General features: G+C 34.2%; 19 protein-coding genes, 2 pseudogenes and 1 other annotated feature. Of the genes and pseudogenes, 20 read left to right on the top strand and 1 reads right to left on the bottom strand.

The genetic code is table 11. From position 1 onward, the window contains the following. Positions 1-12 precede the first annotated feature (12 nt). From efp to HMPREF1864_RS04515, 5 genes are all read left to right on the top strand, one after another. Positions 13-570 (top strand): elongation factor P, encoded by a 558-nt coding sequence (gene efp, locus HMPREF1864_RS04535; RefSeq protein ID WP_005955873.1) that lies wholly within the window; start codon positions 13-15, stop codon positions 568-570. A 12-nt stretch (positions 571-582) separates the two neighbouring features. Next, positions 583-891 carry a CD1247 N-terminal domain-containing protein gene (locus HMPREF1864_RS04530; RefSeq protein ID WP_062571656.1) on the top strand — a complete coding sequence of 103 codons (309 nt, stop codon included), beginning with the start codon at positions 583-585 and terminating at the stop codon, positions 889-891. A 90-nt stretch (positions 892-981) separates the two neighbouring features. Then, the gene (locus HMPREF1864_RS04525; protein ID WP_062571655.1) at positions 982-2247 is read left to right on the top strand and encodes a dihydroorotase; all 1266 of its coding nucleotides are present in this window, start codon (positions 982-984) and stop codon (positions 2245-2247) included. A gap of 89 nt (positions 2248-2336) precedes the next feature. Continuing rightward, entirely contained in the window at positions 2337-4094 is a 1758-nt protein-coding gene (locus HMPREF1864_RS04520; RefSeq protein WP_062571654.1) for a DUF4153 domain-containing protein, read from the top strand. Positions 4095-4104: 10 nt separating this feature from the next. Next, complete coding sequence (locus HMPREF1864_RS04515; protein ID WP_062571653.1) at positions 4105-4653, top strand: hypothetical protein; 549 nt, start codon at positions 4105-4107, stop codon at positions 4651-4653. A gap of 59 nt (positions 4654-4712) precedes the next feature. Here HMPREF1864_RS04515 and HMPREF1864_RS04510 read toward each other — a convergent pair. Then, positions 4713-6346, bottom strand: a pseudogene (locus HMPREF1864_RS04510) (putative manganese-dependent inorganic diphosphatase). 91 nt (positions 6347-6437) lie between these two features. Here HMPREF1864_RS04510 and HMPREF1864_RS04505 point away from each other — a divergent pair. The 15 genes and pseudogenes from HMPREF1864_RS04505 to HMPREF1864_RS08600 form a co-directional block, all read left to right on the top strand. Beyond that, positions 6438-7640, top strand: coding sequence for a BaiN/RdsA family NAD(P)/FAD-dependent oxidoreductase (locus HMPREF1864_RS04505; protein WP_062571652.1), 1203 nt, complete (start codon positions 6438-6440; stop codon positions 7638-7640). 80 nt (positions 7641-7720) lie between these two features. Beyond that, the gene (locus tag HMPREF1864_RS04500) at positions 7721-8998 is read left to right on the top strand and encodes an NAD(P)H-dependent oxidoreductase (RefSeq protein ID WP_062571651.1); all 1278 of its coding nucleotides are present in this window, start codon (positions 7721-7723) and stop codon (positions 8996-8998) included. Between the two features lie 35 nt (positions 8999-9033). Further along, positions 9034-9444: an RrF2 family transcriptional regulator gene (locus HMPREF1864_RS04495; RefSeq protein ID WP_062571650.1), complete on the top strand. Its 411-nt coding sequence runs from the start codon at positions 9034-9036 to the stop codon at positions 9442-9444. Further along, positions 9439-9628: a binding site (T-box leader), on the top strand. (Overlaps the previous gene by 6 nt.) A gap of 52 nt (positions 9629-9680) precedes the next feature. Continuing rightward, entirely contained in the window at positions 9681-12782 is a 3102-nt protein-coding gene (ileS, locus tag HMPREF1864_RS04490; RefSeq protein WP_062571649.1) for an isoleucine--tRNA ligase, read from the top strand. 239 nt (positions 12783-13021) lie between these two features. Continuing rightward, positions 13022-13384 (top strand): YbaN family protein, encoded by a 363-nt coding sequence (locus tag HMPREF1864_RS04485; protein WP_062571648.1) that lies wholly within the window; start codon positions 13022-13024, stop codon positions 13382-13384. 2 nt (positions 13385-13386) lie between these two features. After that, entirely contained in the window at positions 13387-15105 is a 1719-nt protein-coding gene (locus tag HMPREF1864_RS04480) for an ABC transporter ATP-binding protein/permease (protein ID WP_062571647.1), read from the top strand. Next, a complete protein-coding gene (locus HMPREF1864_RS04475; protein ID WP_062571646.1) occupies positions 15089-16747 on the top strand; it encodes an amino acid ABC transporter ATP-binding/permease protein in 1659 nt (552 codons plus the stop codon). Before HMPREF1864_RS04480 ends, HMPREF1864_RS04475 begins: the two co-directional genes overlap by 17 nt. 4 nt (positions 16748-16751) lie before the next feature. After that, positions 16752-17585, top strand: coding sequence for a hypothetical protein (locus HMPREF1864_RS04470; RefSeq protein WP_062571645.1), 834 nt, complete (start codon positions 16752-16754; stop codon positions 17583-17585). A 207-nt stretch (positions 17586-17792) separates the two neighbouring features. Next, positions 17793-19274 (top strand): NEAT domain-containing protein, encoded by a 1482-nt coding sequence (locus tag HMPREF1864_RS04465; protein ID WP_062571644.1) that lies wholly within the window; start codon positions 17793-17795, stop codon positions 19272-19274. Beyond that, positions 19255-20217, top strand: a complete 963-nt coding sequence (locus tag HMPREF1864_RS04460; protein WP_062571643.1) for a heme-binding Shp domain-containing protein — start codon at positions 19255-19257, stop codon at positions 20215-20217. Before HMPREF1864_RS04465 ends, HMPREF1864_RS04460 begins: the two co-directional genes overlap by 20 nt. Then, the gene (gene isdE / locus HMPREF1864_RS04455; RefSeq protein ID WP_062571642.1) at positions 20210-21130 is read left to right on the top strand and encodes a heme ABC transporter substrate-binding protein IsdE; all 921 of its coding nucleotides are present in this window, start codon (positions 20210-20212) and stop codon (positions 21128-21130) included. The genes HMPREF1864_RS04460 and isdE overlap by 8 nt, the downstream gene beginning before the upstream one ends. Then, positions 21117-22106 carry a FecCD family ABC transporter permease gene (locus HMPREF1864_RS04450; RefSeq protein WP_062571641.1) on the top strand — a complete coding sequence of 330 codons (990 nt, stop codon included), beginning with the start codon at positions 21117-21119 and terminating at the stop codon, positions 22104-22106. The genes isdE and HMPREF1864_RS04450 overlap by 14 nt, the downstream gene beginning before the upstream one ends. Continuing rightward, positions 22096-22857: an ABC transporter ATP-binding protein gene (locus HMPREF1864_RS04445; protein ID WP_062571640.1), complete on the top strand. Its 762-nt coding sequence runs from the start codon at positions 22096-22098 to the stop codon at positions 22855-22857. The genes HMPREF1864_RS04450 and HMPREF1864_RS04445 overlap by 11 nt, the downstream gene beginning before the upstream one ends. A 9-nt stretch (positions 22858-22866) precedes the next feature. After that, on the top strand, positions 22867-23382 hold the full coding sequence (locus HMPREF1864_RS04440; RefSeq protein ID WP_062571639.1) for a flavodoxin family protein: 516 nt from the start codon (positions 22867-22869) through the stop codon (positions 23380-23382). A 39-nt stretch (positions 23383-23421) separates the two neighbouring features. Beyond that, positions 23422-24472: pseudogene (locus HMPREF1864_RS08600) on the top strand (hypothetical protein); the annotation flags it as partial.

Below are 24472 nucleotides of genomic sequence, written 5' to 3'. Positions count from 1 at the left end.
ATGGAGGATAATATGATCAACGCAGGAGAATTAAGAAAAGGACTTACATTTGAATGGGATGGAGATGTTTGGGAAGTTATTGACTTCCAACACGTTAAGCCAGGAAAGGGTGCTGCCTTTGTAAGGAGTAAAATTAAATCAGTACTTACTGGTGGAATTAGAGATACAACATTTAACCCATCTGAAAAATTTGAAAAAGTTGTTATTGAAAACAAAGAAATGCAATACCTATATTCTGATGGTGAACTTTATTACTTCATGGATCAAGAATCTTACGAACAAATTCCACTAGAAAAAGATATGGTTGAAGATGCACTTAACTTTATTAAGGAAAACGACATGGCAACTATTAACTTCTACAAGGGTAAGGCATTTAGGGTAACTCCTCCTAACTTTGTTGAGTTAGAAGTTACTCAAACTGAACCAGGAGTTAAGGGTGATACATCAAGTGGTGGATCAAAACCAGCTACAGTTGAAACAGGCTTTACTCTTAATGTGCCACTATTTATCAATACAGGCGATATGATAAGAATTGACACTAGAGATGGCGAATATATGTCTAGAGTTTAATTTGGAGGGATTATGGAATATTTATTAAAGAGAATATCTTACCTACAAGGTCTTTGTGACGGTTATGATTTAGACACTACTACAAATGAAGGAAAAATTATTTCCGAACTTGTAGATATCCTAAGTGATGTTATTGATGAGATGAGAGAATCTCGTGAAGAAATCGAAGACTATGTAGACATTATCGAAGAAGATCTTGCTGATCTTGAAGATTATGTTTATGAAAATGACGACATTGATTTCGAATTATACGATGATGACTTCGACTTTGACGACTTAGATATTTATGACGAAGACGAAGAAGAGGCAGAAGAAGAATAAAATATTTTAAAAGACGAGGGTGACCTCGTCTTTTTTAGGATGTAGATTTTTATTAATATTAATATAATTTTTTAAAACAAAGGAGATACTATGATAATCAAGGGCGGAAGAGTAATTGATCCCCTATCTAAAAGAGATGAAGTTTTAGATATAAGAATTGAAGAGGGCAAGATTGTAAAAATTGCAAAAGAAATTGAAGCTTCAGATGTCAAGGAAGAAGTCATAGATGCAAGAGGAAAACTTGTAGTACCTGGACTTATTGATGTCCACGTTCACTTTAGAGACCCTGGTCAAACTCAAAAGGAAGACCTAGTGACAGGAAGTCAAGCTGCTATTGCTGGTGGATTTACAAGTGTAGTCCAAATGGCAAACACAAGTCCAAAAATTGATTCAAAAGAAAAAATCATAGAACATTACAAAAGGGCGAGGGACCTAGCTCTAAAGGTATATACAGTTTCAGCACTAACAAAAAATTTTGGAGACTTGGAACTTGTTGACATGGAAGAAAATTTTAAGAGGGGAGCTATTGCCTTCACAGATGATGGAATCCCAAATAGAAATTCAAAACTTATACTTGAAGCAATGAATAGGGCAAAGGAACTTGGTGCAATAATTTCCTTTCACGAAGAAGACCCAGAATTAATTGAGCAAAATGGAATAAACCACTCAGAAGTTTCTGATAAACTTGGCATTTATGGATCGCCAAACATCGCAGAAACATCTTTTATAGCAAGGGATGTGGCAATGGCAATTTATACGGGAGCAAAAATTTCCATCCAACATATTTCCACAGGACTTGGGGTGGACCTAGTTAAGCTCGGCAAGGAAATGGGAGCAAATATTTATGCAGAAGCAACTCCTCATCACATAGCCTTAAATGATTCAGCAGTATTAGAATATGGTAGTCTTGCCAAGATGAATCCTCCTCTAAGAAGTGAAGAGGATAGACTTAGAATCATTAGGGGAATAAAAGAGGGAACAATAGAAATAATTGCAACAGACCATGCACCTCATACAGCCGAAGAAAAAGCTAAGGAAATAACTAAGGCACCATCGGGCATCATTGGACTTGAAACTTCTTTTTCTATTTGTTATGAAAATTTAGTTTTGACAAAGGAAATTAGTTTAATGAAGTTAATAGAACTTATGTCTACAAATCCAGCGAGAATTTATGGACTCGAAGGAGGAGAAATTGGTGAAGGTAAGATTGCAGACCTTGCAATAATAGACTTGGAAAGTGAGTACAAGATAGATAAATATAAATCAAAATCTTCTAACACACCCTTTAAGGACAAAACTTTGAGAGGAGAAGTCCTATATACAATTTCTGAAGGAAAAATTGTATTCAAAAAATAAATATGTCAAAGTGGATACAATGATTAAAGTTTTGCACAAATTCTTTAAAAATCCTTTTCATTAGTATATGATAAAAAAAGGAGGTAGTTATGAAAAAACTAAATTTCAAAATTTTGGATTTTAAAAGTATAAAAGATACCTTTAAAAGATTTCCATTGACAATAACATCAGCAACACTTGCAAGCATATTTTTTATTATAGCTACTTATGATGAAAATGCAGAAGACTTTAACAACAAGATGATTTCTTATGGGCTGGTCTTTGCCTTTGCAATTTTTTTATATGCTTTTATAAAACTTTTTAACGAGGGACTTAGAAATTTTTATGACCTGAAAAATTTAAAAAACAATAATTTATTAAAAGTAATTTCCTATGTAATAACTTTGCCTATACTCTATGGAATTTATGAGCTAGTTTATGACGAGGCAGGACCTCTCTCAAACTATAATGACAATTTTGTATATTTTACCTTGATTGCCTTCTTAGTTGTGGGAACCTCCTTTGTGGCAAAATTTAATTACCACAAAGACTATGTTGCCTATGTGGCAAAAATTTTAAGAGCCTTTATAATATCAAATATTTACAGCTTCATAGTATTTATAGGAATTTCAAGTATAGTTTTTGCCCTAGACTCACTTTTTAAATTGGAATTTGGATCCTTAGTTTATTTGAGAATTGGAATTTTTTCCTTTATCTTATTTAACGTCATAACTTTTTTCCAAGACTTTCCAAAGGTCAGGGATTCCTTCACAGACTACAAGTATCCAAAGCCCTTTAGAATTCTTTTGGTATATATAATCACACCACTTGTGATTATCTACACCCTAATTCTCTTGGCTTACTTTATAAAGATTTTAGCTCTTTGGCAAATTCCAAATAATTTAATAGTAAATCTTGTAATTTGGTTTGCAGCTTTTTCAGTTGTGTACTTATTCTTCCTTTCAAGGGTGGACTCAATTGGATTTATAAATAAATTAAAGGTATTTTTTCCAATAAGTTTGTTTCCACTCCTTGGCATTATGTTCTTTGCCATTTACTTAAGACTTAGGGAGTATGGACTAACTGAAAACAGGTACTTAGTAATAGCAGGAGGACTTTGGGTGTTTTTATCCCTAATTTATTATATTTTATATAGGGAAAATTCAAACATCACTGTTCCAATTTTTCTTGCGGCAATAATTTTAGTTACTGGCATTGGACCAGCGTCAGCTACTAGACTTAGCGTTAGGTCACAAAACGCAAGGTTTGAAAGATTGTTAAAAGAAAACAATATGATTGCAGGAGAGGACATAAGGTCTGATGTAAATATTGATAGCTACGTAAAAAACCAACTAATAGATATAGTCTCCTACATGGATAAGCGAGATAGGGTAGAGGACTTAAAGTATCTTCCAAAGGACTTTAAACTTAGTGAAGAGAACTTCACAAAAGTTTTTGGCTTCTCCAATAAGGTTGAAAATCAATCTTATCTTGGATACTCTTACACAGATAACATTGTAGACAAGGGAGATCTTGGATTTAATATTGACATAGAAGGCTACAAAAATATGATTTTCGTCTATTCTCTTGATCATATTTCCACTTGTGGAGATTATAAGTTTGAGAAAAAGAAGAAGGAAATAAATATTTATAAAAAATCCAAGGGTGACTACGAGCTTCAAAAGACAATTGACCTTCTTGCACTTAGGGATAAGCTAAAGACCCTAAAGAAGACCAAAGATGAAATAAAACTTGATGACCTAGCAATAGAGGATGAAAACTTTAAAATTTATTTCACAAATATTTATTTTGGAAATGAAGACAATATTGAGAATGCCTACGTTGAATTCTATCTCTTGACTAAGTAGGAGGGATAAGATGTATTATATAAATTTTGAAAATGATGTTTTTATTGATGAGAACATAGACCTTTCACACCTAAAGGACCTTGTAAGGATTTATTTAAATAGGTGCGATTCTTATCAAATTACAATCCTAAAAGAAGATAAGAAGTCGAAGAAAATTCTTGATGACTTTGCGGTTTATTCTGATGAGAATGGATACGAATATATCCTACAGGGAATTGTAGATGAGGACTTAAAAGAAATGATTTTAAAAAATCTCATTGGTCATATGGCACTAAACTTTATGGGCCTAAGCCTTTATGATGATGGAATTTTAAAATTGGAAATCCTAAATTATGGCAGCGAAGTCTACATCTATGGCTTTGATAAAAAAACTGTTGTAGAATTTTCTGATGAACTTGAAAAAGTTTATGGGATAAGAGAAGTCAATGTCTATATAGATGAGATGGGGCAAGAAGAAAGCCACGACCACGACCATCATGACCATGATCATTCTTGTGGTTGCTCGTCACAGGAAGACCAGGACAAGTCATGTGACTGCGGTGGGTCTAGTAACAATTAAAAGTCAAACAAAAAGAGTCTATCATGTGATGTGATAGGCTCTTATTTTAGTACATAGTTTTATGAAAGTTCTTCTGATATAGCAGATGAAATTTTTGGAAGTAGTTGCTTCTTTCTTGATAGGAGACCCTCTGATAAGAATTTATCGCCCACAAGCTCTTTGTCAAACTTTCTTGCAATTGCTTCTTTGAAGGATCCTGCCAAGATTACTTCAGAAACTTCCTTAAAGATGTCGGTGATCATTAGGATGAAGGATTCTGCATCAGAAGAAGCAACAAAATTTTCCATGGCTTCCTTGAGGTCCTTTTCTACCGAAGCTGTGGAGTCAAGGTCCATAGTAAAGATTTGACAGACCCTAACATTAACTCCTTCAATGGAGAAGTTTTTGACATCAGACTTTAGGAGCTCGTCAGGCTTTCTACCTTCGAGGCTGGTGCCTGCACGGAACATTTCCATAGCGAAGTCTTCAACGTCTATAGCTGCAATTTTTTTCATCTTGTTTAGGACATACTTGTCAGTTTCTGTTGAAGTAGGTGACCTAAAGAGTAGGGTATCAGAAATAATTGCTGCACAAAGAAGTCCAGCAACTTCACGAGATGGTTTTATTCCATTTTCGAAAAACATCTTTGACACAATTGTAGCAGTTGATCCAACAGGTTCATTCCTAAAATAAATTGGGGAAGAGGTAGACACATTTGCCACCCTGTGGTGGTCCACAATTTGAATGATTTCTGCTGAGTCTATGTCGTCAATGGATTGGTTTCTTTCGTTGTGGTCTACTAGGATTATTTTTTTCTTCAAGTTTGAAATCAAATGGTATCTTGAAATATTTCCTATTACCTTGCCCTTGTTGTCAAGAACTGGGTAGGACCTAAATCTTGATTGGGACATTTTTTCTCTAACGTCATCAATTAAATCGTCCTTGTGAAAGACTACTAAGTCATCTCTTGTCATTACATATTCAACAGGAACAGCTTGGGGCAAAAGTCTTGCCACCATAAAAGTTGAAAGGCCAGTTGAAATTACTGCAACATTATTTTCTTTTGCAAGTTTCATAAGTCTATCATCAAGCTTGCTTGATATAGTTAGGATTAAAAGAGATATTCCCTTTCTTATTACAGACTCTTGGTCTTTGACATCGTCGCCAACTATTACAATGTCTCCTTCACTTATGAGGTCTTGATTTTTTATTGCCTTGACAGCCATCTTACCTGAGAGACTTCTTGGCTTTTCGGGAAGGTAAAGGACCTTGCCCCTAAGTACATCTAAAATATTTTCAAAGCTTGTGTTGGACCTTCCAATGATGGAGTCGTCCCAAATCTCCATGTAGGTTGATGCTATGTTGGAAAGACTAACTATTCCAATTAAGTTGTCTTCGTCATCAACAACTGGCAGAGAGCTAATATTATTTTTTGGATTAGATCCATTGCAGAAGCCATTGATAGGCTTGGGTTGACACAGTAGGCTGCATCAATTTCAATGTCACGAACTTGTGGCTTGATAGAAGTCTTTAACCTTGGCTTTTGCACCTTAAAATAATCAAGGACAAATTCTGTTTCCCTATTTAAGTTTCCCAACCTAATTGCTTCAGCGTCTTGCCCCATCTTGTTTTTTAATTCTGCAAGGGCTATGGCAGAACATATACTATCTGTATCTGGATTTTTGTGACCAGTAATATAAATTTTATTTTTCATAAATCCTCCAAATTTCTAAGACATTATAACATAAAATGGCTTAAATCTTGTAATAATATGTGAACTTAGGATATAATTTAGGGGTGATAATATGAATATAATTATAATTGGAGCAGGGGCAAGTGGAATTGTCACTGCTATAAATGCAAAGAATGAAAATAATAGGGTTATTCTCTTGGAGAAAAATGATAGGATTGGGAAGAAGTTATTGGCAACTGGCAACGGCAGGTGCAACTATACCAATATGATCTTGTCAGAGAAAAATTATTCTTCGCCTGACTTTGTAAAGAGAACTCTAGAAGAATTTTCTAATGAAGATTTAATAAATTATTTTAAAATGTTAGGTCTTGAATCTACACTTGATGGTAATAGGGTCTATCCCATAAGCCTAAAGGCAAATTCTGTCTTAAATATTTTGATTTACTGGCTTGAGAAAAAGGGAATTGAAGTGAAAACCAAGAGCCAGGTTAAGGAAATCAAGAAAATAAAAACAGGCTATGAAGTCATAACTAATGGTGAAATTTTTAAAGCTGATGTGGTAGTACTTGCCTTTGGAGGTAAGGCCATGCCAGCAAGTGGATCTGATGGCGTGAGTTTTGAAATTCTAAAGAAGATGGGGATAAGGGTGACTGACCTAAAGCCAGCCCTTACTCAATTAAAGCTTGATTCAAAATATTTAAAGCACCTAAGTGGGACAAAGGTAATAGGTCGTGCAAGACTCCTAAGGGATGAAAAAGTCATAGAGGAGAAAGAGGGCGAAATTTTATTTACCAATTATGGTATAAGTGGTCCACCAATCTTGGATATGTCTGTCAATGCTAAGGAGGGCGACATCATTGAAGTACCCTTGATTAATAACTTAAAGAAGGACAGCATTGATATGGTCTACAACAGGTACTATATGTTTCCAGACTTTTCCCTTGAAGAATTTTTAATGGGACTTGTTGACAAGAAGTTCATCCACTATATTGTGGACTCACTTGATATGGACAAGAACACAGCGATAAATATGATTTCTATGGGAGACTTTGAAAAAATTATTGGACTTCTTTTAAGATCTCACTTTAAAGTAACAGGCAACACTGGATTTAAAAATGCTCAAGTGACAAGGGGTGGAGTTTCTTTAGAAGAAGTTAGCCCAGAAAATTATGAATCAAAAAAGTTTAAAGACCTATATATAATTGGTGAAGCCCTTGATATTGATGGAGACTGTGGAGGATATAACCTACACTTCGCCTTTGGATGTGGTTATAGACTTGGAAAATTATTGAGGGAAAAAAATTTACAAAAGTAATTTGCAATAGAAGTAAAATCAGATTAAAATAATTTTTGTGAATAATTTTTTATAGATTTTGCAATAGATTTGGAGGAAGAATGTTCTACTTACAGAAAAAATTAAAGGAATTTGGGAATATTTCTGTTGGAATTGTTGGCTCAGGTATTATGGGAAGTTCGCTTTTCACCTTGCTTAGCCAAAATGAAAATTTTTATCCCATAGTGTTTTCCTCAAGAAATAAAAAGACACTAGAGTCTGCTATTGAAGCAGCAAATATAAATAAGGATGAACTTGCCTTTACAGATGATATTGAAGAGGCAAAGAAACTCTTAAAGGAAAAGAAATACATCGCCACTACAAATAATTTAATAGCGGCATCCCTTGTGGACTGTCTAGTGGATTGTACTGGGGACACAGAAACTGGTACAAAATTATCCCTTGTTGCCATTGAGAATAAGGTTGATATTGTAAGTCTCAATGTAGAAATGGATGCAACAGTTGGCCCATACTTAAAAGTCTTGGCAGATAAAAAGGGCGTAGTTTATTCTGGAACCAAGGGCGATGAGCCAGGAGCCATTGTGGAAATTTTTGAGTTTGCACAAAACTGTGGCTTTGAAGTCCTAGTCCTAGGTAAGGGAAAAAATAATGAATTAAATAATTATGCAACACCAGATAGCCTAAGAGAAGCTGCAGAGAAAAAGGGAATTAACCCAAGGATGCTAACTTCCTTTGTTGATGGAACAAACACAATGATTGAGCTCAATGCAGTTTGTAATGCCCTTGGATTTGTGCCAGATGTAAGAGGTTGTCACTTTGTTAATACTGAACCAAAAAATATAGCCGAAGACTTTAAGCTAAAGGAAGATGGGGGAATTTTAAATTCCTATGGGGTTGTTGACTTCGCTACAGGAATTGCTCCAGGAGTCTTTGCAGTAGTAAGGCCTAAATCAGATATAATAGATATGGAAATGAAATACTTATCCATGGGCGAGGGTCCAAATTATACAATATATAGACCCTACCACTTGACTAGCATCGAGACAATTATTTCTATTATAAAGGCAGTGGTATTAAGAGATGAATCAATTGCCCCACTTGGTAGACCCTTTGCAGAAACAGTTTCTGTTGCAAAGAGAGACATCAAGAAGGGAGAGAAGTTTGACTCCATTGGCGGCGAGATGATTTTTGGAAGTCTTGAAACCAAAGAAGAACAAGAAAGAGGTAACCATTTACCAATAGGGATAGTAACAGAAGGATCCTTTGCAAAAAGAGATATTAAAAAGGGAAGCCTGCTTACTTATGAAGATATATCCTTAAATATGGATTCGGAAATAGTAAACTTGCGAAAAATTCAAGATGACTATTTTAAATTTTAAATTTTGATGGTATAATATCCTAAATAGGTGATAATATGAGAATAACACAAGAAACAGACTATGCATTTCGTATTGTAAGTTATCTAGCAGCAAATGAGGGAAAGGTTGTTGGAGCGCCACAAATAGCTGAAAGCGAAGGTGTTACAAAAAGATTTACCCTAAGAATACTTAGAAAATTGAATTTAGCTGGAATTACAGATGCGAAGAGAGGCTCTAAGGGCGGATATTTTTTAAAGAAGCCTAAGGAAGAAACCACTTTGTATGATATAATTGTAGCTGTAGATGGTCCTATTGAAATCAATAGGTGTCTACAAGAAGAGGATTCATTCTGTAGCAAGCATCCTGATGGATACAAAAGAAGTTGTAAATTCCACCGTGCCCTTGCTGGTATGCAATCAAATATTATTAATATGTTTAAGAGTCAAACAATTGATAACTTTATATAAGCTTTGATGAGGATGGTAATTTCTAGAAAGTTAGAGAACAGTTGGTTGGTGCAAAACTGCCTTTCGAAATTTTGCAGATCACCTTGGAGCTCAAGAGTCAAAAGCTCTTGCGTAATTTTGCGTTAAGATATTAAGTGATAGTTTCCTATAATTAGGGTGGTACCGCGGTTAGTTCGTCCCTTCTCTTTTGAGAGGGGACTTTTTTTATACAAAAATTGGAAGAAAAGGAGATTTAGATGAAAGTATTTAAAGAATTATCTAAAGATAGTGTAAGTGTTAGAGAAGAACGAGTCTCAAAGTTTTGGGACGAAATTGATCTTCTACATGAATCTGTGGAATCAAGAAAAGATGGAGAAAATTATATATTCTATGAAGGACCTCCAACTGCTAATGGTAAGCCAGGCATTCACCATGTAATGGCAAGAACTCTTAAGGATTTAACTTGTAGATACCATACAATGCTTGGTTATCAAGTTAAGAGAAAAGCAGGTTGGGATACACATGGTCTTCCTGTAGAAATTGAAGTAGAAAAAAAATTAGGTCTTCATAACAAACAAGACATAGAGTCTTATGGAGTTGAAGCCTTTAATAAAAAGTGTAGACAATCTGTTTTTGAATATGAAAAAGAATGGAGAACTCTTACAAGAAGAATGGGTTACTTAATCGACTTAGACCACCCATATATCACACTTGAAAACTCTTATATCGAATCAGTTTGGCACATCCTAGACAAGATGTTTAAGGATGGTCTAATTTATGAAGGCCATAAAATTGTTCCTTACTGCCCAAGATGTGGAACTGGACTTGCATCTCACGAAGTTGCACAAGGTTATGAAGAAATAAAAACTACAACAGCAACTTGTAGATTTAAGTTAAAAGATAAGGAAAATGAATACTTCTTGGCATGGACAACAACACCATGGACACTTCCATCTAACGTTGCCCTAGCTGTTAATCCAAAAGTTGAATACGTAAAGGTTAAGCATGCTGACGGACACATCTACTATGTAGCAAAATCTCTTGCTAAGCAAGTCTTTAAGGATGATGAATATGAAGTCCTAGAAGAAATCCTTGGTAAGGATCTTGAATACACAGAATACGAACAACTCCTTAATTTTCTAGAAGTAGATAAAAAAGCATTTTATGTAATCTGTGCTGACTATGTTACAACTGAAGATGGTACTGGTATTGTTCACATCGCTCCTGCCTTTGGTGAAGATGACTATCAAACTGCAAGAGGATATGACCTTCCAATGTTAAAACCAGTTGATGAAGAAGGTAAGTTTACAGATACACCTTGGAAGGGTCAATTTGTAATTGATGCTGACCACGATGTTCTTCACTACCTAATGGATCACGATCTTTTATTCGCAAAACAAAAGGTACTTCACAACTATCCACACTGCTGGAGATGTCACACTCCACTTATTTACTACGCACACCCATCATGGTATATAGAAGTAACTAAGTTTAAGGACAAGTTAATTGAAAACAACAATGGAGTAAATTGGTTCCCAGACTTCGTAGGAGAAAAGAGATTTGGAAATTGGCTAGAAAACTTAAATGACTGGGCAATCTCTAGATCAAGATATTGGGGTACTCCACTTCCAATTTGGAGATGTGAGTGCGGGCACACAGAATCTGTTGGCTCAATAGAAGATTTGAGAAATAAGGCAATAGAAGATGTGGCAGAAGATGTTGAACTTCATAGACCTTATGTCGACGATATCCATCTTAAATGTCCTAAGTGTGGCAAGCCAATGACAAGAGAAGCAGACGTAATTGACGTTTGGTTTGACTCAGGAGCTATGCCTTTTGCTCAATGGCACTATCCATTTGAAAACAAGGACAACTTTGGTGAACTATTCCCAGCAGACTTTATATGTGAAGGAATTGACCAAACAAGAGGTTGGTTCTACTCACTAATTGCAATATCAACTTATATGACAGGCAAGAGCCCTTACAAGAATGTACTTGTTAATGACCTTATCCTTGATAAGGAAGGCAAGAAGATGTCAAAATCTCGTGGCAATACAGTTGCACCATTCGAACTCTTTGATAAGTACGGAGCTGACGTTGTAAGGTGGTACCTACTTTATGTATCTCCACCATGGACTCCAACAAAGTTCGACGAAGATGGACTACGTGAAATTGAATCAAAATTCTTTAGATCTTTAAGAAACACTTACAACTTCTTCAGCCTATATGCAAACACAGATAAGATTGACCCAAGAGAAGTTAAGGTTTCCTATGATGACTTAGAAGAAATTGACAAGTGGTTATTGTCTAAGTACAACAGACTTGTTAAAAACGTAAGAAAAGATATGGATGAATTTGAACTTACAAAAGTTGTAAGAGAAATTCAAGACTTTGTTATAGAAGATGTTTCCAACTGGTATATCAGAAGAAATAGAAGAAGATTTTGGAAGACTGACAAGGACAACACAAAGATTGCCGTTTACAAGACAACTTATGAAGTTTTACTTGGTGTGACAAAATTAATTGCCCCAATGGTTCCATTCCTTTCAGAAGAATTATTTAAGTCACTTACTGATGAAGAATCAGTTCACTTAGCTGACTATCCAAATTATGATGAAAATATGATTAAGGATAAGGTTGAAGAAAAGATGGACCTTGTAAGAGACCTTGTAACTCTAGGAAGAGCTTCAAGAGAAGAAGCTAAGATAAAGGTTAGACAACCACTTTCTAAAGTAATCATTGACGGAAAGTACAAGGAAATCATTGGCGACTTAACAGAACTTATCAAGGAAGAACTTAACGTTAAGGAAGTTCAATTTGAACATGACCTTTCAGAATATATGGAATTTGAACTTAAACCAAACTTTAAAGTTTGTGGTAGCATCCTAGGTGCAAAGGTTAAGGACTTTGGCAAGGCTCTTAGAGAAGCAGATGCAAAAGACCTACTAGCTAAACTTGAAGAAGGTAAAGTTAAGCTTCAACTTGCTGGCGAAGAAACAGAAATTGAAAGAGACTTCGTTGAAGTAAAAATTTCTGCAAAAGAAGGCTTCGACGTAATAATGGAAAACAACCTCTTTGTTATCCTTGACACAGAACTTAATGAAGAACTTCTAAATGAAGGTTATGTAAGAGAATTTGTATCAAAGATTCAACAACTAAGAAAGAAGAAAGACTTAGATATTCTTGACAACATTAAGATTTCATACAAGTCTGATGATGAAGTTGAAAGAGCTATTGAAGCAGACAAAGAATTTATCAAATCAGAAACTCTTGCACTTGAAGTTGTAAAGGAAGACAACGAAGCAGAAGTTGAAAGCCTAAATGGTCACGACATTAAAATAAATATTGAAAAAATGTAAAGCTTATAAGCTTAAAGGCTCTGGGGAACCAGGGCCTTATTTTTTTGCCTTGATTTGCACATAAAATTAACTATGGTTAACAAGGTTGAAGTCCCATTAAATCAAGGCATAGAGCAAAGAAGATGAGTATATTTAAGAAAAATAAAATGATATATGTTATCAATATTATTTACTTACAAAAACTTCTTTGCTAGTATTTATTTTGAAAAATTGAGAAAGCAAAGTTAAGGAGGAAATAATTGAAAATTTTATTTTTAATATTTGGATTTATATTTTTGGGGATAGGAATAGTTGGAATATATTTGCCCTTATTACCTACGACTCCCTTTTTGTTACTAGCAACCTATTGCTTCGCAAGAGGATCGAAGAAGTTTAATGACTATTTTATTTCTACTAAATTTTACAAGAATAATATAGAGCCAATAAAAAACAAGAGTGGAATGACAAGGAAGAGGAAGATAAAGATTCTTATGACAATCACTTTCTTTTTAGCTATATCATTTTATTTTGTAAACAACTTGCATGCGAGAATTACACTCTTATTAGTGCTTATTTTTCATTACATATATTTTATTTTTAAAATCAAGACAATCGAGGAGTAGAAATGTTTAACAAAAAATTATTCAATGAGTTGAAGAGCGAGAAGATACAAATCTTAAAGCTTTTACTTATAAAACTTATACAAATGGCCACTAATGTTGCCATGATTTTTTTAATAGGTAAGTCTATAGAAGCTATAATTAATTCAAATTTTAGTGGGAGCAAATTTATTTTATTTATGCTCTTAATAATTGGACTAAATATTTTCTTAATAAAAATAGAAGCTAGTATATCTTACAAGGCTTCCTATAGGATAAAAAACACCTTGAGAGAAAGACTAATGAAGAAGGTCTTTTCTTTTAAGATGGAGTATGGTAGCAAAGTTTCTATTTCAGAACTTATAAATTTAGGAGTAGAGGGGATAGAGCAACTCAACTTATTTTACTCTGCCCTCTTGCCACAACTTCTATTCGCTTTAATAGGACCCATAATTTTATTTTGCATACTTTCATTTTTAAATTTCAAAATAGCAATAATAATGCTCCTATTAATACCACTAATACCTATTGCCATAATGATGGTGCAAAAACTTGCAAAGAAAGTTGTGAAAACTTATTGGAAATCTTATACAAACCTCTCAGAAGTTTTTATAGACTTCCTATATGGCTTAACAAGTTTAGAAGTTTTTAATGCAGATGAAGACTACAATGACTTGTTAAATGAGAAGGCAGAAGACTTTAGGAGCAAAACTATGAAGCTCCTCATGATGCAACTAAATAACATTACAGTCTTAGACTTAATTTCTTATGCAGGGTCAGCCTTGGGAATAATCCTATCAATTTATTATTATTCCAAGGGACAACTTTCTGTCTTTGCAGCCTTTTCTTTTATACTCTTGAGCCAAGAATTTTTCTTACCATTACGAAGATTGGGGGCACTTTTCCATGTTGCAATGAATGGGATTACAGCAGCAAATTCTCTTTTTGAAATTTTAGATCTTGAAAGTATAAAGGATTTTGAAGATGTCATAGAGGATGAGAAAGTGGATGTAGAAGTAAGAAATTTGAATTTTTCTTACGGAGAAAAGGAAATTTTAAAAGACTTAAATATGAAGATTAAGTCAAACAAAATCACAGCCATAGTAGGAGCAAGTGGTTGCGGTAAGTCTACCCTTGCAAAATTAGTTGGAGGATTTGAGAGAAATTATAATGGAGAGATACTTTACAACGGCTTAAGTGAAGTTTCAAATGATTCTCTTAATGAAAACATAATGCTAGTAGACAATAACCCATACTTCTTTAAGGAAAGCCTTAGATATAATCTTAAAATTGCAAATAAAAATGCAGATGATAATAGGTTAAGAGAAGTTTTAGAAGAAGTTGGTCTTTATTCCTACTTTAAAAACATAGGTGGCTTAGATAGTATCCTTGAAAGTGCTGGTAACAACTTATCAGGTGGACAAAAACAAAGACTAGCTATAGGAAGAGTCCTTTTGAAAGAGCCAAAGATTTTAATTTTAGATGAGTCCATATCAAATATAGATAAGGAATCTGAAGACTTAATTTTAAAGCTTATACAAAAATTAAAAGAAAAAATGACCATAATACTTATTACTCATAGGCTCAACACAGTCCTTCAGGCAGACTATATTTACTATCTTGACAATAAGAAGGTAGCAGAAGAAGGAAATTTTGAAGAAATAAGTAAGGGTGAATTGTTCTCTAGTATTTATAAGTACCAAAGGGAATTAGAAATGTGGGGTTTAAATGAAAAAATTAATTGAATATAAAAATTTAATAGGGAAACTCCTATCTCTTGTGGACGATTTGAAGTTACAAATGTTTTTTGCCATATTTTTTGGTTCAAGTGGACACATATTTGCCACATTATTGCCATCACTAGGTTTGTTCTACTTAAGTAAAGTATTATTAAATCAAACTATAAATATAAAATTAATAATTGGAATTTTATTCACTTTGGCTGTACTAAGGGCAATTTTTAAGTACCTCGAACAGCTCTTGAACCACTATATAGCCTTTAAAATTTTAGCGATATTAAGAGATAAAATCTTCAAAAAACTAAGGTCTTTGGGACCAGCCAAGATGAATGGAAAAAATAAGGGGGAATTAATTTCTATAATCACATCAGATATAGAGCTCTTAGAAGTCTTTTACGCACACACAATTTCGCCAGTTTGTATAGCTCTAGTTCACACTATATTTTTCTTTGTAATCTTGTGGAGATTTAATCCAATTTATTCTTGGATACTTCTAGCTTTTCACTTAACACTAGCTATAATTATCCCAATTATTACTGAGAAATCTGCTGGAGAAATTGGGCGAAAACAAAGGAAGAATTTATCAACTTTAAATTCTCTAATCTTGGAAAGCTTTAAGGGAATAAAAGAAATTATTAATTTTTCTTATTTTGAAGATAGGTGTAGGGAGATTGAGTTTGAAGCAAACAAGTTAAACAGGTCTACAAAGGCACTTGCAGAAAAGTCATCAAATAACTTTGCTCTTACATCTTTTACAATAATACTTGCAGATTTAATTTTTACTTTGGTAGCATTTAAGCTTTATAAGGAGTCCATCCTTGACCTTAGTGGCTTACTATTTCCCTTGGGAGTTTTCATTTCTTCCTTTGGACCCACAAGTGCACTTTCATCACTTGCAAATAATTTAGTCTTGACCTTTGCTTGTGGCAAGCGAGTTATGGAACTTTTGGAAGAGGATCCTATCACACCAATTAATAATCAGGGAGAAGAAATTGATTATGAAAACATCTGTCTTGATGGTGTAAACTTTTCTTATGATGACACAAAACTCCTTAATGATTTTAATTTTAATAGTTCATTAAATGAGATAATAGGGCTAAAAGGCAAAAGTGGTTGTGGCAAGTCAACCTTAATAAAATTAATGATGAGATTTTATGATGCAAAGAGTGGTAAGATTTGTCTAAATGAAAAAAACATTAAAGACCTAAAGACAATAAATTTAAGGGAGAACATTTCTTACCTAAGTCAAGAAACTCATCTCTTTAGGGGAAGCATTAGAGATAACTTAAAAATTGCAAAAAAAGATGCAAGTGAAGATGAATTAATAGAAGCTTGCAAGAAGGCAAATATTTATGATTTCATAAGGACCCTTGATAGGGGTTTGGATACAGAAATTGTAAAGGAATCCAATGAGATCTCCACTGGGCAAGCTCAAAGATTGGCACTAGCAAGAATCTTTTTAAGAAGTTCGAAGTTATATCTACTTGATGAGCCAACAGCTAACATAGACGCCTTAAACGAAGGGATTATTTTAAAGTCCTTATACAAGGAGAGGGAAAATAAAAATATTATTATTTCATCTCACAGGGACAGTTCCCTTAGGATTTGTGACAGCATAGTAGAAGTAAAAAGAGGAATGGAGTCATAATTTTATGATGAATTTTAATATCACTAAAATACAAATCGAATATTTATTGTTTATAAGAAATTATGAAGGCAGAAAGACTATAACAGAAGCAAGCTATTTTTTTAAATGTTCTCGTGCTAACTCAAAAAAGATTTTAGATAAGATGATTCTTACAGGTATGCTCTACAAGGAAGACAATGATTATAAGTTAACAAAAATAGGATGTGAGCTTTCAGAATTTTACAATGCAAATCTTGAAAAGAATTTATTTATTATGCAAAAATTTTTGGATATTGATGATGATCTTGCCAAAAGCATAAGCCTTGAAATATTGTCAAAAAGACTTCTTCCTTATCAAGAGGCATTGGATAAAAGATACAAAAGTTTGATTTTATCCAAGGATATTCAAGCTAGAGAAAAAATTTATGATATATCCAAATATTTAGAAAAAGGGAGACATAAAATTAATTTTACAATTAAGAAGATTGATGAAGAAAGAAAAAGATCCTTTGTTGAAAATTCGATGGCACTTATGGGCTTTAATGATTTCGCCTACTTGGTAATGGGGGAAGAACCCTACATAGAACTTTCTACTAGGACCATAGAGAGAGCTCATCACGGTTATCTTAAAAAAGCAATTGCCACAAAGTTATTTTACTTCGACCAAGGGGAAGAAATAGAAATAGATTCTAAAGACAAGATTTTTAAAATACCTCTCGACTTAATAGACTACTGGTCAACATCGGATGGAATAATTTTGGAAGCATCCTTGATTTTAAAAATTAAATCTCAAATGGGAATAACAAATCATGCAAAAAAAGCAAATTTTGTATTTATAGTTAACCTTTGTTTAACTTAAAAACTTAAAATTATACACTATAAAATTAATAAAATCATTCTAAATCCTAGTCACTGACTAGGGTTTATTTTTATTACAAAAATTAAAATAATATATTTATAAAGAAGTAAACCGACATTAACAAAAATTCTAACAACTTTATATGGTTTATTTAATTGATAAGTAATATCATTAGCCTAGATTATTATTTTATAAGGGGGTTTTATAATGAAAAATAAAAAAATTTATATATCTCTAGTATTTTTATTATCTTTATTATTCTTAACAAATTTTGTATTTGCGGATAATGAAAGCACACCAGAGAAAAAAGAAATTAATTTAGAAGATGGTTGCTATGAAATTCCAATCAAATTGTGGCATGCCATCGAAGAAAAACCTAGTATGGGTAACAAGGCCCTTGTACAAAGAGCCGAGATAGAAGTGAAGAACAAAGAAGCAAACTTATACATAGGGTCAGACAAGATGGAATATATGTCCATAACAGCGTCCTTGGTAAATATTTACTTCCAAAAAGAAGATGGAATTTATCGCAGGGCAGAAGCAGGTTGCTATGACCTAGACGTACCTAAGGAAAAGGACAAAAGACCAAGAGTATTTAGGACATCCCTAATTAATATGGATGAAATGACAAAGGTCTATGTAGATCCAAAGGTAGAGCCCATGGGGGACGAACCAATAAGGGCAAGAATAAAATTAGACTTTGACAAAATAAAAAAAATAAATGAAAGTGAAGCAACTTTAATAAAGAAGTTTAAAGACGGACCAAAGAAGCCAGACTTTAATTCAAAGGAAGCTGGAGAAGTCCAAAACAAAAACTTAATAGTCAACTACGGGCCAGAAACCTTTAAGGAAGAATTTTCATTTTACGGAAACAAATTATCAGGCAAGCAGGCAGAAGAATTTACAAAGTCCTTTGATAAATTAGATCAAGTGAATGTTTTTAAGATTGAGTTTTTAGGGCCCCTAGAAGAAATAACAGGCAAGGAAGAAAGCATTCAAGCAAAGAGAAAAAAGATTTATGCAAACAAAGAATTTGATTTAAAATTACCTCTTTTAAAATTCAAAGGACAAGACAAGCTAAGCCTTTATGAAGTAAAGAATGGAGAAAAAAAGAAGATAAATTACAAAGTCAATGGAGATTACCTTGAATTCAAAACAAAAGATTCAGCAATCTTTATAGTGGTGAAAGGTGCTGGCTCAGGTGGGCAAGTAAATAAGCTTATAGATAATAAAAATTTACCTACACTAAGCAACATAAGTACAAGCCCAAGTAGCTCAAAGATAGAGAGGGCTAAGGCCTTTATGGCGACAGTAAAAAAACCACAGGCACAAAAAATATCAAGCTCTTCAGATTCCTCATCTCCTATGCCAGTAGAAGGGCCGCAAGTTAGTTCAACACCACTAAGCATAAGTCCACCTTCTGTAGGTTCGCTACAAAGTAAAATTGCAAGCCAAGAAAACAAGGGAGCATCCTCCAAAGAAAATAAGAATAAAGAGGGTGGATTAGAGGGACAAGAAATCGAAGAAAAAGAATCAAAGGGCATCATTATTTTAATACTCCTAATATTTATAGGATTAAATGCAACAGCCTTTATTGTAATTAGAAAAAACTTGCAAGAAGTAAAAGATATGAAAGATGAAATGATGTTTTTAGGAGGGCTAAAAGAAAATGAAAAAAATAATAAATAGCCTTTGTCTTATGGCTCTCATTTTTATAAGTCTAATAAATGTTACCTTTGCCTATTCACAAGAAATAGCAAAGGCAACACCCTACTATATCCATCCGGTTACAGGAGTCATAGAGGACCCCGGTAACAATCCAGGAATAGGACAGGGTATGACAGAAAATGTAGTATGTCCACAAGCCTTGGTAGAAACAACCGATGATGGAAGAATATTTTTGTCAGTCCGTTATAACCTAGCCAACTATATCAAAAATGAAACCTTCGCAGTCCAAAATTATGGCGACAACAGTTTCATTTCTGTACCAGCAGAAGTTACAGGAAAGACAGCAGAAACACGAGATTACAGATTTGAGATACCAAGCAAAAATGTAATCGTAAGGGCAACATTTTTTGTAGGGCCAATGGGAAGGGATGTAATATTTTACTACACAATATCAGACCTTGTTAAAGGTAACACCGACTTTGCAACCCTACAAAATGCTTCTTCAAGACACACAAATAAACAAGAAGTAGCAGCGGTAGCCCCACAGGCACAGGCAAATATTCCCAAGACAAATACAAAGAACACTATACCTAACCTAAGCAATTTAAAACCACTAGACAATAGCGAGCAAGTTGGAGAAGTTTTACAAGCTCCTAACCAAGGAGAAGTGATAGAACAAAAACCAGTTAACTCAAAATTTTCTGCTGGTGACTTGGGTTATGACCACGGACTTTTAACAAAGGATTCTCCAATAATTAAAAAATTATATTATTCAGATGACCAAGATGAAAAAGAAACAGCTAAGACAAAATTAGGCAAAATAACCTTGGCTTTTATTTATGGCTTAATAGGTCTCTTTGTAATATTAACAGGAGGATTTATCATACTAGCCCTTCTATCATATAACTACAAGAACAAAGTAGAAGATGAACTAGAAGAAAAAAGGAGAAACAACTATGAATAAGATAAAAAAGATTCTAAGCATTCTTCTTGCAAGTCTATTATTAACGTCTTGCGTAAGTCAGAAATCTGGCAAGAAAGCAAACAATGGCGAGCTGAGAATAGCAGCAACATCAATGGCAACAGTTTATATTATGGAAAAATTAAACATAGACCTAGTTGCAGTACCAGACTCAAAGATCGATCCAATGCCAGAACGATATAAGGATGTCCCTAAGGTAGGGATGGCAATGACACCAGACATAGAAAAATTAAAACAAATAAATCCAGACTATGTATTCTCACCAGTGTCCTTAATTTCAGATCTACTTCCAAAATACAAGGCAGCAGACCTAGACTATGGATTTTTGAATCTAAACAACACAGATGGAATGTATAAATCAATAGAAGACCTTGGAAAATTACTTAACAGAAAAAAAGAGGCCAAAGCCTTAATTGACGACTACAAAAAATTCATAGACGACTACAAAGAAAAGCACAAGGACAAAAAAGCACCAAAAGTATTAATTCTTATGGGTTTGCCAGGGTCCTATGTAGTAGCAACAGAAAACTCCTATGCAGGAAGCCTTGTAAAACTTGCAGGTGCAGAAAATGTATATGAAGGGACAAATCAACAATTCATAACAATAAACACAGAAGATATGTTGAAAAAAGACCCAGACATGATCCTTAGAACAGCCCATGCTCTACCAGATCAAGTAATGGCAATGTTCAAAAAAGACTTTGCAGAAAATGACATTTGGAAACACTTTAGGGCAGTTCAAGAGGGAAAGGTTTACGACCTTGACTACAAAAAATTTGGTATGAGTGCGAAATTCAACTACAAGGAAGCCTTAAATGACTTAGACAAACTCTTCTATGGAAAAGACTCAAATGAAGTAGGAAATACAGGTGATAAGACAAATGAAAAAAAATAAAATCATCCTAGTTTACACAATTTCAATCCTGGTCCTAATAGGACTCATACTTTATTCAGCAAAAACAGGCTCCATAGAAATGACCTTTGGCAAATTAATAAGAGGCTTGTTCATAAAATATGATCCGGACGTAGCGACAATATATGACCTAAGATTTCCAAGAATAATAATATCAATACTAGCAGGGGCAGCTCTTGCAACATCAGGAGTTCTCCTTCAAGCAGTAATGCAAAACCCCCTCACAGATCCCGGAATAATAGGCATATCATCAGCAGCAAGCCTATCAACAAGCCTTGTAATGATATTATTCCCAGGCTTATATGCCTTTAGCCCACTCTTTTCAGTAGTGGGAGGGCTCCTAGCCTACCTCTTAATATATTCACTAGCCTGGAATGGTGGATCCAACCCAATAAAATTAATCCTCGTGGGTGTAGCACTTAATATGACCCTAATGGGAGTAAACGAAGGAATAAAATCCATGATGGGGGGCAACCTAACAAACGTTCAATCAATAATCGAAGGAAATGTAGCACAAAAAACTTGGGCAGATGTAAAAATTATGGCAGTATATGGAATCCTATTTCTAATAATATCCCTCTTTACAATAAGGTCAGCAAACCTACTTCAACTAGAAGACCAAACAGCACAAGCCTTGGGAGTAAATGTAAATAGAGATAGGTTTATCCTAGCCTTAATAGGAATAATACTTGCATCAGTATCCACAGCCATAGTTGGCGTAATAGGATTCTTAGGTCTAGTAGTACCACACATAGCAAGAATAATTCTTGGCTCAAACCACAAGAACCTAATACCCTATTCTATGATACTAGGAGCAATAACCCTCCTCCTATCAGACACCTTGGGAAGGGTGATAGCCTACCCTTACGAAATAAAGCCATCAGTAGTAATGACAGTAGTGGGCGGAATATTCTTTATAGGCCTATTAAAAGTAGGAGGAAAAAATTATGGAAATTAATCACTTATTTTTCGCCTATGACAAAAATATGGTTATAAAAGATCTTTCTCTAAAAATAGAAAAAAATAAAATCACAACCCTCCTAGGTGCCAATGGCTGTGGCAAGTCAACACTTTTGAAATTAATAACAAGAGTAGAAAAACCAAAAATGGGCTTCATAAGTCTTGACGGCAAAAATATAAAAAATATAGAGAGAAAAGAATTTGCAAAAAAAGTTGCCATAGTTAGACAAAAAAACCAAATAGCAGGCGACATCAAAGTTGAAGAACTTGTTGCCTATGGAAGAAACCCCTACCTAGGTTTTATGCAAAAGCCAAACCAAGAAGACAAGAACAAAATAAATGAAGCAATAGAAGTTTGTGGCTTAGAAGAAATAAGAAAAGAGAGAGTCAACTCCCTATCAGGTGGGCAAGTCCAAAGGGCATGGATAGCCATGGCAATAGCACAAGATAGCGAGCTACTTCTCTTAGACGAACCAACCACCTACTTAGACATCAAATACCAAATAGAAATTTTAAAACTAATAAGAAACTTAAATAAAAATCTTGGCAAGACAATAATCATGGTCCTTCACGACATCAACCAGTCCCTAGAATATTCAGACACCATAGTGGGAATGATGAAGGGAAAAATTGAATTTCAAGGAAAGGCAAGCCAAGTCTTGACAGGAGAAAATATAAGTAAGATCTACGAAACAAAACTAAGAATAATAGATATCGAAGATAAAAAATTTGTATTTGCAGAAGATTAAGGAGGAAAAGTGAAGGGACTAATAATATATTCATCAAAGACAGGCAACACTAAGAGGATGGCAGAAAAAATTTATGAAGTCTTAAAGAAAGAACACCTAATGACGATAAAGGACATAAGAAACACACCAAATATAAAAAATTATGACTTTATACTCTTGGGTGCCTGGATAGATAGAGGGACCTTAGAGCCAAAAACACTAAAATTCTTAAAGACTATAGAAGATAAAAAGCTTGGTTTATTTGCAACCTTGGGAGCAATGCCAGACTCAGAACATGGAAGAAATGTGATAAAAAATCTAGAAGACCTTTTAAATAATAGAGATTCCCTAGGACAATACATCTGTCCGGGTCTAGTTGATCCCAAGATGATAGAAAAATTAAGAGGAATTACAGGATTAGTAGTTCCAAAAAAGATAAAAGAAAAAATGATAGAAACAAGCCTAAAATCCAGAGAGGCCACAGAAGAAGAACTATTAAAATCTGCAAACTATTTTGCAGAAAACATAAAACAATTAGCAAATTAAGAGATAAACAGTAAGACATAAAAAATGAAAGGAGTACCAATGAACAAAATAAAAAGAATAATATCGGAAACGCTAATAGGAATTATGATAATCCCCTCAGCAGTATCGGCATTCACGACAGCACCTGTTGGGAATATAAACCCTATAATTCAAACAGTTGAGCTACGAGAAGCAGCAAATAAGGTAGATTTTCCATCAGGCAAGTATGAAGCAATGCCTCTTATTGATGAAAATGATGCAATGAATGCAGGTATAAAAGGGCTTTGGGAAAATGGAAAGTTTAAATACACCAAAGAAGAATATAATAAGATGCTTGCGGCTCGTTATACAGATAACAACAGTCTTTTAAACGTGGAAATAGGAGTTAATCCATATTACGAAGTTGAAATTAAAGACAATAAAGCAAATCTTACAGTATCTTATGTAAACAATGTAATGGGAGAAGAAAGTCCCGAAGAATATGGTTTAGTAAAAATAAATGACGATGAAGACATCAGATATAAAACTGCTGACGGAAAATTACAACCTATCGAAATACTGGATGCAGAAGAGTTTACTTTAGACCCGGCTATAGAAGAGTATGGAGAGAGAATTACAAAGATAAGATTAGAAAACGTACCTATATCTAAACTTGGAGATGTAAATCAATTCATATATCTTGAAAATGCCAGATATGTACGTTGCTATAGTGAGTGGGAAGATCTAAAAGTTGATGCCAAACCGGCCAAAGGGGAAGACCCTACTGAAAACATGTATGGCATCAATAACTTTGACTTGAATAAAATGGTCCTTGTGGAGAGTGCAACACCTGGCTTAAATAAAGCTACTCTACAAGAAAAGGTCAATGAAGCTAAGGCTATTGAACAAGGCAAGAAAACAGAAGAAGCTTTCAATACACTTAAAGCTGCAATAACAACAGCAGAAGAAACATTAAAAACTGCAACAGATCAAGAAGCTTTAAACCAAGGAGTAGCGACACTAAAAGCAGCAGTAGAAGCCTTTAAAGCAAGTGAAGACGTAAAGATTCCGATAGAAGGCGGAATATACACAGCCCCTGTAGAAGTGATGCACGCAGATATTCTGGGACAAA

Source organism: Peptoniphilus sp. DNF00840 (assembly GCF_001553125.1).
Classification (GTDB): domain Bacteria; phylum Bacillota; class Clostridia; order Tissierellales; family Peptoniphilaceae; genus Peptoniphilus_A; species Peptoniphilus_A vaginalis.
This window is presented reverse-complemented; position numbering and strand designations above follow the sequence as displayed.

What these genes read in the sequence shown, in the direction of transcription:
- HMPREF1864_RS04480 (WP_062571647.1), top strand. Translation starts at nt 13,387, where the DNA reads ATGTTTAACAAAAAATTATTCAATGAGTTGAAGAGCGAGAAGATACAA.
- isdE (WP_062571642.1), top strand. Translation starts at nt 20,210, where the DNA reads ATGAATAAGATAAAAAAGATTCTAAGCATTCTTCTTGCAAGTCTATTA.
- ileS (WP_062571649.1), top strand. Translation starts at nt 9,681, where the DNA reads ATGAAAGTATTTAAAGAATTATCTAAAGATAGTGTAAGTGTTAGAGAA.
- HMPREF1864_RS04520 (WP_062571654.1), top strand. Translation starts at nt 2,337, where the DNA reads ATGAAAAAACTAAATTTCAAAATTTTGGATTTTAAAAGTATAAAAGAT.
- HMPREF1864_RS04505 (WP_062571652.1), top strand. Translation starts at nt 6,438, where the DNA reads ATGAATATAATTATAATTGGAGCAGGGGCAAGTGGAATTGTCACTGCT.
- HMPREF1864_RS04515 (WP_062571653.1), top strand. Translation starts at nt 4,105, where the DNA reads ATGTATTATATAAATTTTGAAAATGATGTTTTTATTGATGAGAACATA.
- HMPREF1864_RS04530 (WP_062571656.1), top strand. Translation starts at nt 583, where the DNA reads ATGGAATATTTATTAAAGAGAATATCTTACCTACAAGGTCTTTGTGAC.
- HMPREF1864_RS04445 (WP_062571640.1), top strand. Translation starts at nt 22,096, where the DNA reads ATGGAAATTAATCACTTATTTTTCGCCTATGACAAAAATATGGTTATA.
- HMPREF1864_RS04475 (WP_062571646.1), top strand. Translation starts at nt 15,089, where the DNA reads ATGAAAAAATTAATTGAATATAAAAATTTAATAGGGAAACTCCTATCT.
- HMPREF1864_RS04470 (WP_062571645.1), top strand. Translation starts at nt 16,752, where the DNA reads ATGATGAATTTTAATATCACTAAAATACAAATCGAATATTTATTGTTT.
- HMPREF1864_RS04460 (WP_062571643.1), top strand. Translation starts at nt 19,255, where the DNA reads ATGAAAAAAATAATAAATAGCCTTTGTCTTATGGCTCTCATTTTTATA.
- HMPREF1864_RS04500 (WP_062571651.1), top strand. Translation starts at nt 7,721, where the DNA reads ATGTTCTACTTACAGAAAAAATTAAAGGAATTTGGGAATATTTCTGTT.
- HMPREF1864_RS04465 (WP_062571644.1), top strand. Translation starts at nt 17,793, where the DNA reads ATGAAAAATAAAAAAATTTATATATCTCTAGTATTTTTATTATCTTTA.
- HMPREF1864_RS04450 (WP_062571641.1), top strand. Translation starts at nt 21,117, where the DNA reads ATGAAAAAAAATAAAATCATCCTAGTTTACACAATTTCAATCCTGGTC.
- HMPREF1864_RS04495 (WP_062571650.1), top strand. Translation starts at nt 9,034, where the DNA reads ATGAGAATAACACAAGAAACAGACTATGCATTTCGTATTGTAAGTTAT.
- efp (WP_005955873.1), top strand. Translation starts at nt 13, where the DNA reads ATGATCAACGCAGGAGAATTAAGAAAAGGACTTACATTTGAATGGGAT.
- HMPREF1864_RS04525 (WP_062571655.1), top strand. Translation starts at nt 982, where the DNA reads ATGATAATCAAGGGCGGAAGAGTAATTGATCCCCTATCTAAAAGAGAT.